We start from the raw sequence: 14130 nt of genomic DNA, 5'->3' as shown, positions 1-14130 counted from the left end.
GGCGCTCGCGCTGCCTGCGCCCCGGCGCGCCGCCGGCGCGGCTCAGGCCGCTTCGACGACCTCGAGGATCTCGTCGCCGAAGCGATCGAGCTTGCGCGCGCCGATGCCGGGGATGTGGCGCAAGTCCTCGATCGACTCGGGCGCGTTGCGCGCGATCTCGGCCAGCGTGGCGTCATGGAAGATCACGTAGGCGGGTACGCCGTCGCTCTTCGCCGTCTCGGCGCGCCAGGCGCGCAGCCGCTCCCAGCAGGCGCGCTCGCGTGCCGACATGCCGGCCGTCGGATCGGCGCGCGCGCCGCTGCGCGCGGACGACTGCCGCGAACTCTTCGGCTTCACGTAGCGGCGCAGCGTGACGGTCTGCTCGCCCTTGAGCACCGGCTTGCTGGCCTCGGTCAGCACCAGCGCGCCGAAGCCGCCGTGATCGACGGCCAGGTAGCCGAACGCCACGAGCTGGCGGAAGATCGCGCGCCATTCGGGCTCGGACAGCTCGGCGCCGATCCCGAACGTGCTCAGCGTGTCGTGGCCGCGCTGCTGGACCTTTTCGGTCTTCACGCCGCGCAGGATCTCGATCAGGTGGCTCGCGCCGAAGTTGAAGCCGCTCGCACGCTGTGCGCGGAACACGCAGGACAGCGCCATCTGCGCCTCGCGCGTCGCGTCCCAGGTGGCCGGCGGCTCGAGGCACGTATCGCAGTTGCCGCACGGCTGGCTCGCCTCGCCGAAATAGCCGAGCAGGCGCACGCGGCGGCACGAGGCGGTTTCACACAGGCCGAGCAGCGCGTCGAGCTTGCCGGTCTGCACGCGCTTGTGGGCGTCGTCGGCATCGGACTCGTCGATCATCTTGCGCTGCTGCACCACGTCGCCGAGGCCGTAGGCCATCCATGCGTTGGCCGGCAGGCCGTCGCGGCCGGCCCGGCCGGTTTCCTGATAGTAGCCCTCGACGCTCTTGGGCAGGTCGAGGTGGGCCACGAAGCGCACGTCGGGCTTGTCGATACCCATCCCGAACGCAATCGTCGCGCACATCACGATCCCTTCCTCGCGCTGGAACATCTCCTGGTGGCGCTGGCGTATCTCGAACTCCATTCCGGCGTGGTAGGGCAGCGCACGCACGCCCTGGGTCTTGAGCCACTCGGCCGTTTCCTCGACCTTGCGGCGCGACAGGCAATAGACGACGCCCGCGTCGGTCGTGCCGTCGGCGTTGGTGTGCTCGGCGCGGATGAAATCGAGCAGCTGCGAGCGCGCGTTGTCCTTCTCGACGATCCGGTAGCGAATGTTCGGCCGGTCGAAGCTCGACACGAACACGCGCGCGTCGTCGAGCGCCAGGCGCTGGATGATCTCGTCGCGCGTGATCGCGTCGGCGGTGGCCGTCAGCGCGATGCGCGGCACATACGGGAAGCGCTCGTGCAGGACCGACAGCTGGATATATTCGGGGCGGAAGTCATGCCCCCATTGCGACACGCAGTGCGCCTCGTCGATCGCGAACAGCCCGATGCGCGTGCGTTCGAGCAGATCGAGGAAGCGCGGCGTCATGAGACGCTCGGGCGCGACGTAGAGCAGGTCGAGTTCGCCTTCGCGCAGCGCGCGCTCGGTGGCGGCGGCCTCGGCGCCAGACAGCGTCGAATTCAGGTAAGCGGCGCGCACGCCGACCTCGGTCAGCGCGGCGACCTGGTCCTGCATCAGCGCGATCAGCGGCGACACGACGATGCCGGCGCCCTGCCCCGCCTCGTGCCGCACCAGTGCGGGGATCTGGTAGCAGAGCGATTTGCCCCCACCGGTCGGCATCAGCACGAGGCAGTCGCCGCCCGCCGAGACGTGTTCGACGATCTCGCCCTGCTGGCCGCGAAAGGCCGGATAACCGAAAACTTCGTTCAGGATTTCGAGCGCGCGCGACATGAGGCAAGGGGACCGGATGGAAAATCAAGGCAGCATTCTACAGACAGACGGCGCCCCGCCCTCACGATCCTTTGCAGGTTGGCCATCCGGCCCGGTCGATGCGGTGCGCGGCGCCGCATGTGTCGCGCTCGAGCGGCGCGCCGCCGGCGAATCATCGCGCGGCCCGCCCGGGCGGTCCGCGGGCCGCGCGGCCAGGCCGATCGCGATCGTCTGTGGGACCCCGTCGACGTCGACCATGACGTGGTTCTGGAAGCCGGAGACGTGGCCGAACACCGACACGCAGAGCGTGTCGTCGCCGTCGACGACGACGTCGGCCAGGTCGTTGTCCGCGCTCAGGAACGGTGCCCGGCGGTCCATCAGGCCGCCCAGCGTGGAGCGGTCGATGAAGCGCCCGGACAGGTAGTAGTCGTAGCGCGGCGGTACCGAGACGCCGTCCTCGCGGCGAACCACATAGATCATGAGACCGGGGCGCAGCACCCGCGTGTAGACGATCGTGTCGCCCGGCACCCAGTGGTGGCGCAGATACCACCAGCCCGGCAGCGCGAGTACCGCCAGCGACAGACAGAGAACGAGACCGGTGATGCCGATCCAGCGATTGACCACGACCACGTTGCGCATGGGATGCCCTCTCGTCGTTACCGCCCGGCCCGGGCACGATCACGGGGAAAGGACCGCTCCGGCGGTAGATCGGCGCGAACGCGCCGCCTGGATATCGTTGAAATCAGTCAGCGACCTTAGCATTCGCCCTATCTCGAAACAACGGAGCCTCATGCGAAAACTCCGCAACCTTCATTATTTTCGATGCCGGTGGCCGAAGCGGTGGGCGGCAAGCGCGGCGTGCGAATCGATGCACCCGGCAGCGCGATCGCGCCGCGAACCATCTCCGCGAGACCGCCCGCGACGGACGAAAAAAAAACCGCCCGGTCGAAACCGGGCGGTTCTGGCAGCACGGGACGGCAAGCGGCTCGGCGCCGCTGCCGCTTATTCCGCGCTCGGGTGCTGCTGCGATTCGACCGCGTCGGTCGGATCGGCGGCCGCCGGCGTTTCCGGAATGCCGAACTCGAACGCTTCTTCCTGTGCGATCTGGTCGAAACGCTCGCGATCCGAAACCTCCTTGTTCCGGCGCGCCTTGTGGAACGCCAGGCCGGTACCGGCCGGGATCAGACGGCCGACGATCACGTTTTCCTTCAGGCCGCGCAGGTCGTCGCGCTTGCCCATGATCGCCGCTTCCGTCAGCACCCGCGTCGTTTCCTGGAACGAGGCCGCCGAGATGAACGAATCCGTCGACAGCGACGCCTTCGTGATGCCCAGCAGGATGTTCTCGTAGGTCGCCGGACGCTTGCCTTCCGCGATCATGCGATCGTTTTCGTCAAGCATGTCCGAACGCTCGACCTGCTCGCCCGGGATGAAACGCGTGTCGCCGTTATCGGTGATCTGAACCCGACGCAGCATCTGGCGAACGATCACCTCGATGTGCTTGTCGTTGATCTTCACGCCCTGCAGACGGTACACGTCCTGCACTTCGTCGACGATGTAGCGCGACAGCGCCTCGATACCCTGCAGACGCAGGATGTCGTGCGGATCGGCCGGACCGTCCACGATCATTTCGCCCTTGTTGACGACCTGGGCATCGTGGACCAGCACCTGCTTTTCCTTCGCGATCAGGAACTCGTGCTGGTTGCCCTCGAGATCCGTGATGACGAGACGCTGCTTGCCCTTGGTGTCCTTGCCGAACGAGGTCGTGCCGGTGACTTCCGCCAGAATGCCGGCGTCCTTCGGCGAACGTGCTTCGAACAGTTCCGCCACCCGCGGCAGACCGCCGGTGATGTCCCGCGTCTTCTGCGCTTCGGTCGGGATCCGTGCCAGCACTTCACCCACCTGGACCTGCTGGCCGTCCTTCACGGTGATCAGCGCGCCGACCTGGAAGCCGATCTGCACCGAGTGCTCGGTGTTCGGGATCTTCACTTCCTCGCCGTTCGCGTCGAGCAGCTTCACCTGCGGACGCACGCTCTTCGAGGCCTGCGAACCGCGGCGCTTCACGTCGATCACGACGAGCGTGGAGAGGCCCGTCACGTCGTCGATCTGCTTGGCCACGGTCACGCCTTCCTCGACGTTCTCGAACTTCACCGTACCGCCGTACTCGGTGATGATCGGGCGCGTCAGCGGATCCCACGTGGCCAGCTGCGTGCCGGCCTTGATCGTGTCGCCGTCGAGTTGCAGCAGCGTCGCGCCATACGGGATCTTGTGACGTTCGCGCTCACGGCCGATGTCGTCGGTGATCATCGCCTCGCCCGAGCGCGAGATGACGATCTGCTCGCCCTTCGCGTTCGTCACGTAGCGCATGGTCGCCGTGAAGCGCACCACACCATTGCTCTTCGCCTCGACCGACGAAGCGACCGCCGCGCGCGATGCCGCGCCGCCGATGTGGAAGGTCCGCATCGTCAGCTGCGTGCCCGGCTCGCCGATCGACTGCGCCGCGATCACGCCGACCGCTTCGCCGACGTTCACGAGCGAGCCGCGGCCTAGGTCGCGGCCGTAGCAGGCCGCGCAGAGGCCGTAGCGCGTTTCGCAGGTGAGCGCCGTGCGCACGCGCACTTCGTCGATGCCGAGGCGTTCGATTTCCTCGACCGCCGTCTCGTCGAGCAGGGTGCCCGTCTCGTACAGCGTTTCCTGCGTTTCCGGGTTGACCACATCGGCCACCGCGACGCGGCCGAGAATCCGGTCGCGCAGCGCCTCGACCACTTCGCCGCCTTCGACCAGCGCCTTCATCGCCACGCCGTTCGAGGTGCCGCAATCGTCCTCGACCACCACCAGATCCTGCGTGACGTCGACCAGACGACGCGTCAGGTAGCCCGAGTTCGCCGTCTTCAGTGCCGTATCAGCCAGACCCTTACGTGCGCCGTGGGTCGAGATGAAGTACTGCAGCACGTTCAGGCCTTCGCGGAAGTTCGCCGTGATCGGCGTCTCGATGATCGAGCCGTCCGGCTTCGCCATCAGGCCGCGCATCCCGGCCAACTGACGGATCTGGACGGCCGAACCGCGCGCGCCCGAGTCGGCCATCATGTAGATCGAGTTGAACGATTCCTGGCGCGTCTCGTTGCCGTCGCGGTCCGTCACCGGCTCCGTCGACAGCTGCTCCATCATCGCCTTGCCGACCGCTTCCGACGTCGCCGACCAGATGTCGACCACGTTGTTGTAGCGCTCCTGGGCGGTGACGAGACCCGACATGTACTGGCGGTCGTACTCCTTCACCTTCTTTGCGGCGTCGCCGACGATCACTTCCTTCTGCGGCGGCACCAGCATGTCGTCGACGCAGATCGAGATGCCGGCGCGCGTCGCGAGCCGGAAGCCCGACTGCATCAGCTGGTCGGCGAACACGACGGTCGCGCGCAGGCCGCACTTGCGGAACGCGGTGTTGATCAGGCGCGAGATTTCCTTCTTCTTCAGCGGCTTGTTCAGCACCGAGAACGGCAGGCCGGCCGGCAGGATTTCCGACAGGATCGCGCGGCCGACGGTGGTCGCGTACAGCGAGACCTTCGGCACGAACTGCGGCGCGCCTTCGGACTTGTCCTCGTTGTGGACCATTTCGGTGATCCGCACGTTGACGCGCGAGGCCAGCTCGACTTCCTTGTTCTCGTAGGCGCGCAGCACTTCCGACACGCCCGTGAACGACATGCCCTCGCCCTTGCCGTTGACGGCTTCGCGCGTGGCGTAGTACAGGCCCAGCACGATATCCTGCGACGGCACGATCGACGGATCGCCGTTGGCCGGGAACAGCACGTTGTTCGACGCCAGCATCAGCGTGCGCGCTTCCATCTGCGCTTCGAGCGACAGCGGCACGTGGACGGCCATCTGGTCACCGTCGAAGTCGGCGTTGAACGCCGCGCAGACGAGCGGGTGCAGCTGGATCGCCTTGCCTTCGATCAGGACCGGCTCGAACGCCTGGATGCCGAGACGGTGCAGCGTCGGCGCACGGTTCAGCATCACCGGGTGCTCGCGGATCACCTCTTCGAGGATGTCCCACACCACCGGCGTCTGGTTCTCGACTTCCTTCTTCGCGGCCTTGATGGTGGTCGCGACGCCCATCACTTCCAGCTTGTTGAAGATGAACGGCTTGAACAGCTCGAGCGCCATCAGCTTCGGCAGACCGCACTGGTGCAGCTTCAGCGTCGGGCCGACCACGATGACCGAACGGCCCGAGTAGTCGACGCGCTTGCCGAGCAGGTTCTGACGGAACCGGCCGCCCTTGCCCTTGATCATGTCGGCGAGCGACTTGAGCGGACGCTTGTTGGCACCCGTCATCGCCTTGCCGCGACGACCGTTGTCGAGCAGCGAATCGACCGCTTCCTGCAGCATGCGCTTTTCGTTGCGCACGATGATCTCCGGCGCCTTCAGCTCGAGCAGACGCTTCAGACGGTTGTTCCGGTTGATCACGCGGCGATACAGGTCGTTCAAGTCCGAGGTCGCGAAACGGCCGCCGTCGAGCGGCACCAGCGGGCGCAGCTCGGGCGGCAGCACCGGCAGCACCTCGAGGATCATCCACTCCGGCTTGATGCCGGAGCGCTGGAATGCCTCGAGCACCTTCAGGCGCTTCGCGTACTTCTTGATCTTCGCTTCCGAGCCGGTGTTCTTGAGCTCGGTGCGCAGCGTCTCGACCTGTTCGTCGATGTTGATCGCGCGCAGCAGCTCGCGCACGCCTTCCGCGCCCATCTCGGCGCGGAATTCGTCACCGTATTCCTCGACCTTGTTGTAGTAGTCCTCCTCGGTCATGATCTGCCGCGCCTTCAGCGGCGTCATGCCCGGTTCGATCACCACATAGGCTTCGAAGTACAGCACGCGTTCGATGTCGCGCAGCGTCATGTCGAGCACCATGCCCAGACGCGACGGCAGCGACTTCAGGAACCAGATGTGCGCGACGGGCGAGGCCAGTTCGATGTGGCCCATGCGCTCGCGGCGCACCTTGGCGAGCGTCACCTCGACGCCGCACTTCTCGCAGATCACGCCGCGGTGCTTCAAGCGCTTGTACTTGCCGCACAGGCACTCGTAGTCCTTGATCGGCCCGAAGATCTTCGCGCAGAACAGACCATCCCGCTCCGGCTTGAAGGTGCGGTAGTTGATCGTTTCCGGCTTCTTGACCTCGCCGAACGACCAGGAGCGAATCTTGTCCGGCGAAGCCAGACCGATCTTGATCGCGTCGAAGACTTCTTCCTGTTGGACTTGCTTGAATAGATCGAGCAGAGCTTTCATTGCTTTCTCTCCGTAGTCCGATTAGTTGCGATCGAGGTCGATGTCGATACCGAGCGAGCGGATTTCCTTCACCAGCACGTTGAAGGATTCCGGCATGCCCGCGTCGATCACGTGGTCGCCCTTGACGAGGTTCTCGTACACCTTGGTCCGGCCGTTCACGTCGTCCGACTTCACCGTCAGCATTTCCTGCAGCACATACGACGCGCCATACGCCTCGAGCGCCCACACTTCCATTTCCCCGAAACGCTGGCCGCCGAACTGCGCCTTGCCGCCCAGCGGCTGCTGCGTGACAAGCGAGTACGGGCCGGTCGAACGCGCGTGCATCTTGTCGTCGACCAAGTGGTGCAGCTTCAGGTAGTGCATGTAGCCGACCGTCACGGTCCGCTCGAACGCTTCGCCGGTGCGGCCGTCGTACAGGCGAACCTGGTTCTTCGACGGCGTCATGCCGAGCTGCTGCGCGATCTCGTCCGGGAACGCCAGGTCGAGCATCTTCGACATTTCTTCCTCGGTCGCCCCGTCGAACACCGGCGTCGCGAACGGCACGCCTTCGCGCAGGTTGCGCGCGAGTTCGAGGATCTCGTCGTCGCTGAAGCTGTCCAGGTCCTCCGCGCGGCCCGACTCGTTGTAGATCTTGGTCAGGAACACGCGCAGTTCCTCGATCTTGGCCTGGCGCTGCAGCATTTCGCCGATCCGCCAGCCGAGGCCCTTCGCGGCCCAGCCCAGGTGCACTTCGAGCACCTGGCCCACGTTCATCCGCGACGGCACGCCGAGCGGGTTCAGCACGACGTCGGCCGGACGGCCGTCGGCCATGTACGGCATGTCTTCGACCGGCACGATCTTCGACACGACGCCCTTGTTGCCGTGGCGGCCCGCCATCTTGTCGCCCGGCTGCAGGCGGCGCTTGACGGCGAGGTACACCTTGACCATCTTCAGCACGCCCGGCGGCAGTTCATCGCCCTGCGTGAGCTTCTTGCGCTTCTCTTCGAACGCGAGGTCGAACTGGTGGCGCTTCTCTTCGATCGAGTTCTTGATCGCTTCGAGCTGGGCCGCCGCTTCCTCGTCGGCCAGACGGATGTCGAACCAGTGATAGTGGTCGAGATCCGACAGGTAGGCCTGGTCGATCTGGGTGCCCTTGGCGAGCTTCTTCGGACCGCCGTTGGCGACCTTGCCGTCGAGCATGCGTGCGAGACGCTGGAACGCGTCGCCTTCCACGATGCGCAGCTGGTCGTTCAGGTCGAGGCGATAGCGCTTCAGTTCATCGTCGATGATCTGTTGCGCGCGCTTGTCACGCACGATGCCTTCGCGCGTGAACACCTGCACGTCGATCACCGTGCCGCTCATGCCCGACGGCACCCGCAGCGAGGTGTCCTTCACGTCCGAGGCCTTCTCGCCGAAGATCGCGCGCAGCAGCTTCTCTTCCGGCGTCAGCTGGGTCTCGCCCTTCGGCGTGACCTTGCCGACCAGCACGTCGCCCGCTTCCACTTCGGCGCCGATGTAGACGATGCCCGATTCGTCGAGACGGCCGAGCTGGACTTCCGCCAGGTTCGAGATGTCGCGCGTGATTTCTTCCGGCCCGAGCTTGGTGTCGCGAGCGACCACGTTCAGCTCTTCGATGTGGATCGACGTGTAGCGATCGTCGGCCACCACCTTCTCCGAGATCAGGATCGAATCCTCGAAGTTGTAGCCGTTCCACGGCATGAACGCGATCAGCATGTTCTGGCCGAGCGCGAGCTCGCCCAGGTCCGTCGAGGCGCCGTCGGCCAGCACGTCGCCGCGCGAGACCTTGTCGCCCATCTTCACGATCGGACGCTGGTTGATGTTCGTGTTCTGGTTCGAACGCGTGTACTTGATCAGGTTGTAGATGTCGACGCCGACTTCACCGGCCACGGCTTCGTCATCGTTCACGCGGATCACGATACGGCCCGCGTCGACGTAGTCGACCACGCCGCCACGCTCGGCCTGCACCGTGGTGCCCGAGTCGACCGCGCAGGTGCGCTCGATGCCGGTGCCGACGACCGGCTTTTCCGGACGCAGGCAAGGCACGGCCTGACGCTGCATGTTCGAGCCCATCAAGGCGCGGTTCGCGTCATCGTGCTCGAGGAACGGGATCAGCGAGGCGGCCACCGAGACGATCTGCGACGGCGCCACGTCCATGTACTGGATGCGGTCCGGCGTGACCATCATGGTTTCACCGGCTTCACGCGCCGACACCAGTTCGTCGGTCAGCTCGCCGGTGGCTTCGTCCACCGACGCGTTGGCCTGCGCGATCACGTAGCGGCCTTCCTCGATCGCCGACAGATAGTCGATCTGGTCGGTCACCTTGCCGTCCGTGACCTTGCGGTACGGCGTCTCGAGGAAGCCGTACTCGTTCAGGTGCGCGTACAGCGCCAGCGAGTTGATCAGGCCGATGTTCGGGCCTTCCGGCGTCTCGATCGGGCACACGCGGCCGTAGTGGGTCGGATGCACGTCACGGACTTCGAAGCCCGCGCGCTCGCGCGTCAGACCGCCCGGCCCGAGTGCGGACACGCGGCGCTTGTGCGTGATTTCCGACAGCGGGTTGGTCTGGTCCATGAACTGCGAGAGCTGCGACGACCCGAAGAACTCGCGGATCGCCGAAGAAATCGGCTTCGAGTTGATCAGGTCGTGCGGCATCAGGTTTTCGCTCTCGGCCTGGCCGAGGCGTTCCTTCACCGCGCGCTCGACACGCACCAGGCCGGCGCGGAACTGGTTTTCCGCCAGTTCGCCGACGCAACGCACGCGACGGTTGCCGAGGTGATCGATGTCGTCCACTTCGCCCTTGCCGTTGCGCAGCTCGACGAGGATCTTGATGGTGGCGAGGATGTCGTCGTCCTGCAGCGTCATCGGCCCGACGATCTCGTCACGGCCCACGCGGCGGTTGAACTTCATGCGGCCGACCTTCGACAGGTCGTAGGCGTCCTCGCTATAGAACAGGCGGTTGAACAGCGCCTCGACCGCTTCCTCGGTCGGCGGCTCGCCCGGACGCATCATGCGGTAGATCGCGATGCGCGCGGCCGTCTTGTCGGCCGTTTCATCGACGCGCAGCGTCGAGGAGATGTACGGACCCTGATCCAGATCGTTCGTGTAGATCGTCTGGATGTCCTTGATCTTCGCTTCGCGCAGCTTGTCGAGCACGCTTTCCGTGATCTCGTCGTTCGCGTTTGCGATCACTTCGCCGGTGTCGCCGTCGACGACGTTCTTCGCCAGCACGCGGCCGAGCAGATAGTCCTCCGGCACCGAGATGAACTTCGTCTTCGCGGCCTCGAGATCGCGGATGTGCTTCGCGTTGATCCGCTTATCCTTCTGGACGATGACCTTGCCGTCCCGATCGGTGATGTCGAAACGCGCGACTTCGCCGCGCAGACGTTCGGGCACGAATTCCATCTGTGCGCCTTCGTCCATCAGCGTGAAGTTGTCGAACACGAAGAAGTTCGCGAGGATCTGCTCCGGCGTCAGGCCGATCGCCTTCAGCAGGATCGTGACCGGCATCTTGCGGCGACGGTCGACGCGGAAGTACAGCACGTCCTTCGGATCGAATTCGAAGTCGAGCCACGAGCCGCGGTAGGGGATGATCCGTGCCGAGAACAGCAGCTTGCCGGAGCTGTGCGTCTTGCCCTTGTCGTGCTCGAAGAACACGCCCGGCGAACGGTGGAGCTGCGATACGATCACGCGCTCGGTACCGTTGATGACGAACGAGCCGGTCGGCGTCATGAGCGGAATCTCGCCCATGTACACTTCCTGCTCCTTCACTTCCTTGACGACCGGCTTGCTCGGCGATTCCTTGTCGAGCAGCACCAGGCGCACCTTGGCGCGCAGGGCGGAGCAATAAGTGAGGCCCCGCTGCTGGCATTCCTTGATGTTGAATGCCGGCGGCGACAACGCATAGCTCACGAACTCGAGGCGAGCAAAACCGTTGTGCGAGACGATCGGAAACACGGAGGTGAAGGCGGCCTGCAAACCCTCGGACTTACGTTGCGCTGCCGACACTTCAGCTTGCAGAAACGTGCTGAATGATTCAAGCTGAGTAGCCAGCAGGAAAGGAACTTGGTGAACGATGGAGCGCTTCGCGAAACTCTTGCGAATACGCTTCTTCTCGGTGAAGGAATATTGCATACGATCTCCGAATCACGACGGGCGCTATCGAGGCGGGATACCTGGACGTGTCAAACCCGAGTGTTCACCGACTGAGACTCGATGGCCGTGCGGCGGCTCGAGCCGAGAAGCTTGGTGGTTGGCCGCTACCAACCGCTGGCTGACGGCAGCGGATGCCTGTGTTGCCCGCTACCCGACCAAACTTGCCTTCTGCAGTCGCTTCAGAAGACAAAGAGAATCGCCTGGCGCCGTTACCACACCGCGGGACGTTTTTCTTTGGCTTCTGGGGCCCTCCATCTTGACACGTTTATTGAGTGTCAAAACAGCGTCCCCACAAAGCACAAAAAGGCCGGCGGTATAACACCGCCAGCCTTCGCGCAGACTGTCGAACCTTACTTGATTTCGACCTTCGCGCCAGCTTCTTCCAGCTTCTTCTTCGCTTCTTCCGAAGCAGCCTTGTCCACGCCTTCCTTGACGGGCTTCGGTGCGCCGTCGACGAGATCCTTCGCTTCCTTCAGGCCCAGGCCCGTCAGCTCGCGAACGGCCTTGATGACGGAAACCTTGTTGGCGCCGACTTCGGCCAGGATGACCGAGAACTCGGTCTTCTCTTCGACTGCAGCAGCTGCGCCGCCGCCTGCCGGGCCGGCGACGGCCACTGCGGCTGCCGACACGCCGAACTTCTCTTCGAACGCCTTGACCAGCTCGTTCAGTTCCAGAACAGTCATGCCTTCGACTGCTGCCAGGATGTCTTCTTTTGCGATTGCCATGTGAAATACTCCTAAATTGAATGCGGGTACAGCCAGCGATCTGTGACGCGAATGCCGACGTTATGCAGCTTCGGCCTGCTTCTTCTCGGCCAGCGCAGCCAGGGCGCGCGCAAAGCCGGAAACAGGCGACTGCATGACGAACAGCAGCTTCGAGAGCAGTTCTTCGCGGCTCGGAATGGTGGCCAGCGCTTGCACGCCTGCCTTGTCCATTACCTTGCCATCGAACGCACCAGCCTTGATGATCAGCTTGTCATTGCTCTTCGCGAAGTCGTTCACCACCTTGGCGGCGGCAATCGCATCTTCCGAGATGCCATAGATCAGCGGGCCAGTCATCTGCTCTGCCAGCGGAGCAAACGGCGTGCCTTCGACGGCGCGACGCGCCAGCGTGTTCTTCAACACGCGAAGGTACACCTGCTTTTCACGCGCTTGCGCGCGCAGCTTGGTCAGATCGCCAACCGCAATTCCACGATACTCAGCTAGCACAACGGTCTGGGCCTTCGCGACTTGCGCGGAAACCTCAGCGACGACGGCTTGCTTGTCTTCTCTATTAAGCGGCACGGTCAGCCTCCAGAAACGATACGATCGGCGAGCGCCTCTCGTACCTCGTTCAACCACGGCGTCCGAGTCGTCAGGAGTATTTCCACCGCCGGTGCGAATCGATCCGCACCACCGGCTTCATCACTTCAAAACTTGTTCGGGTTCGCCATCTGCGTTGGCCTGTATTAAGGGACGGCCCGACTGCTGCCTCCCACCAACGGTCTTTGATAACCGGTCGCCTTGCGCTCGCGCGCCGGGCAACCGCCCAAAGCCCAGGTTGGGCCGCCACACCACGGGGTGAGCGGCCCGAATGCTTCGCTTACTGCGCCGCGAGCGAGGTCTGGTCGACGCGCACGCCGACGCCCATCGTGCTCGACAGGGCGATCTTGCGCAGGTAGACACCCTTGCTCGTCGCCGGCTTCGATTTCTGCAGCGCTTCGATCAGCGCGGTCAGGTTCGAACGCAGTGCCGCCGATTCGAACGATGCACGGCCGATGGTGGCGTGGATGATACCGGCCTTGTCGACACGGTACTGCACCTGACCGGCCTTGGCGTTCTTGACCGCGGTCGCCACGTCCGGCGTGACCGTGCCGACCTTCGGGTTCGGCATCAGGCCGCGCGGGCCGAGGATCTGACCGAGCGTACCGACGATACGCATCGTATCCGGCGAGGCGATCACGATGTCGAAATCCATCTGACCGGCCTTGATCTGCTCGGCGAGGTCTTCCATGCCGACGATTTCGGCGCCGGCCGCACGCGCCTGCTCGGCCTTCTCGCCCTGTGCGAACACGGCGACGCGCACCGACTTGCCGGTACCTGCCGGCAGCACGACCGAGCCGCGAACCACTTGATCCGACTTCTTCGCGTCGATGCCGAGCTGAACCGACACGTCGATCGATTCGTTGAACTTCGCGCTCGCGCACTCCTTCACGAGTGCCAGTGCGTCTTCGATCGCGTACAGCTTCTGACGATCGACCTTAGCGGCAAATGCCTGACGGCGCTTCGAGATCTTGGCCATTTACACGCCCTCCACGGTGATGCCCATCGAGCGGGCGCTGCCCGCGATGGTACGAACTGCCGCGTCCAGATCCGCTGCCGTGAGGTCAGGCATCTTGGTCTTCGCGATTTCTTCGGCTTGTGCGCGGGTGATCGAGCCGACCTTGTCGGTATGCGGCTTCGCCGAGCCCTTGTCCACCTTCGCCGCCTTCTTGATCAGGACGGTCGCCGGCGGCGTCTTCATCACGAACGTGAAGCTCTTGTCCGCGAATGCCGTGATGACCACCGGCACCGGCAGGCCCGGCTCCATGCCCTGGGTCTGCGCGTTGAACGCCTTGCAGAACTCCATGATGTTCAGGCCGCGCTGGCCCAGTGCCGGACCGACCGGCGGCGACGGGTTGGCTTTACCTGCAGGAATCTGCAGCTTGATAAAGCCGATAATCTTCTTTGCCATTTGAAAACCTCGTTGGAACGCCAGGCAGGCGTTCGGTGAGTGATAACGCGCGTTCACCGGCTCCGGCTACTGACGCTCCTCAACGGTCGATGATGCGGACCGTAAGCGCAATGATGGGCAGCGCGGAGG

9 protein-coding genes are annotated in these 14130 nt (G+C 64.5%); all 9 read right to left on the bottom strand.

The features are described from left to right. Positions 1-42: 42 nt before the first annotated feature. The 9 genes from recQ to rplK all read right to left on the bottom strand — a co-directional run bounded on the left by recQ (position 43) and on the right by rplK (position 14001). Positions 43-1890, bottom strand: a complete 1848-nt coding sequence (recQ, locus tag KS03_RS18490) for a DNA helicase RecQ (RefSeq protein ID WP_012734352.1) — start codon at positions 1888-1890, stop codon at positions 43-45. Between the two features lie 24 nt (positions 1891-1914). Then, positions 1915-2508, bottom strand: coding sequence for a hypothetical protein (locus tag KS03_RS18485; RefSeq protein WP_017423779.1), 594 nt, complete (start codon positions 2506-2508; stop codon positions 1915-1917). A gap of 149 nt (positions 2509-2657) precedes the next feature. Continuing rightward, the gene (locus tag KS03_RS31540) at positions 2658-2840 is read right to left on the bottom strand and encodes a hypothetical protein (RefSeq protein ID WP_127913972.1); all 183 of its coding nucleotides are present in this window, start codon (positions 2838-2840) and stop codon (positions 2658-2660) included. Between the two features lie 31 nt (positions 2841-2871). Next, on the bottom strand, positions 2872-7137 hold the full coding sequence (gene rpoC / locus KS03_RS18480; RefSeq protein ID WP_012734351.1) for a DNA-directed RNA polymerase subunit beta': 4266 nt from the start codon (positions 7135-7137) through the stop codon (positions 2872-2874). Positions 7138-7158: 21 nt separating this feature from the next. Continuing rightward, on the bottom strand, positions 7159-11268 hold the full coding sequence (gene rpoB, locus KS03_RS18475) for a DNA-directed RNA polymerase subunit beta (RefSeq protein WP_017423778.1): 4110 nt from the start codon (positions 11266-11268) through the stop codon (positions 7159-7161). Positions 11269-11639: 371 nt separating this feature from the next. Beyond that, complete coding sequence (gene rplL / locus KS03_RS18470) at positions 11640-12014, bottom strand: 50S ribosomal protein L7/L12 (protein ID WP_012734349.1); 375 nt, start codon at positions 12012-12014, stop codon at positions 11640-11642. Between the two features lie 60 nt (positions 12015-12074). After that, on the bottom strand, positions 12075-12572 hold the full coding sequence (gene rplJ / locus KS03_RS18465) for a 50S ribosomal protein L10 (RefSeq protein WP_012734348.1): 498 nt from the start codon (positions 12570-12572) through the stop codon (positions 12075-12077). 298 nt (positions 12573-12870) lie between these two features. Further along, a complete protein-coding gene (gene rplA / locus KS03_RS18460; RefSeq protein ID WP_012734347.1) occupies positions 12871-13569 on the bottom strand; it encodes a 50S ribosomal protein L1 in 699 nt (232 codons plus the stop codon). Next, complete coding sequence (gene rplK / locus KS03_RS18455; protein ID WP_012734346.1) at positions 13570-14001, bottom strand: 50S ribosomal protein L11; 432 nt, start codon at positions 13999-14001, stop codon at positions 13570-13572. Between the last annotated feature and the right edge of the window lie 129 nt (positions 14002-14130).

The organism is Burkholderia glumae LMG 2196 = ATCC 33617 (genome assembly GCF_000960995.1).
Taxonomy (GTDB): Bacteria; Pseudomonadota; Gammaproteobacteria; order Burkholderiales; family Burkholderiaceae; genus Burkholderia; species Burkholderia glumae.
The sequence above is the reverse complement of the archived record's forward strand: the minus strand, read 5'-3'. Positions and strand labels throughout refer to the sequence as shown.

Bases quoted from the DNA above. Each gene is read 5' to 3' on its own strand.
- rplK (WP_012734346.1), bottom strand. From the start codon at position 14,001: ATGGCAAAGAAGATTATCGGCTTTATCAAGCTGCAGATTCCTGCAGGT.
- rpoB (WP_017423778.1), bottom strand. From the start codon at position 11,268: ATGCAATATTCCTTCACCGAGAAGAAGCGTATTCGCAAGAGTTTCGCG.
- rplA (WP_012734347.1), bottom strand. From the start codon at position 13,569: ATGGCCAAGATCTCGAAGCGCCGTCAGGCATTTGCCGCTAAGGTCGAT.
- recQ (WP_012734352.1), bottom strand. From the start codon at position 1,890: ATGTCGCGCGCGCTCGAAATCCTGAACGAAGTTTTCGGTTATCCGGCC.
- rplL (WP_012734349.1), bottom strand. From the start codon at position 12,014: ATGGCAATCGCAAAAGAAGACATCCTGGCAGCAGTCGAAGGCATGACT.
- rpoC (WP_012734351.1), bottom strand. From the start codon at position 7,137: ATGAAAGCTCTGCTCGATCTATTCAAGCAAGTCCAACAGGAAGAAGTC.
- KS03_RS18485 (WP_017423779.1), bottom strand. From the start codon at position 2,508: ATGCGCAACGTGGTCGTGGTCAATCGCTGGATCGGCATCACCGGTCTC.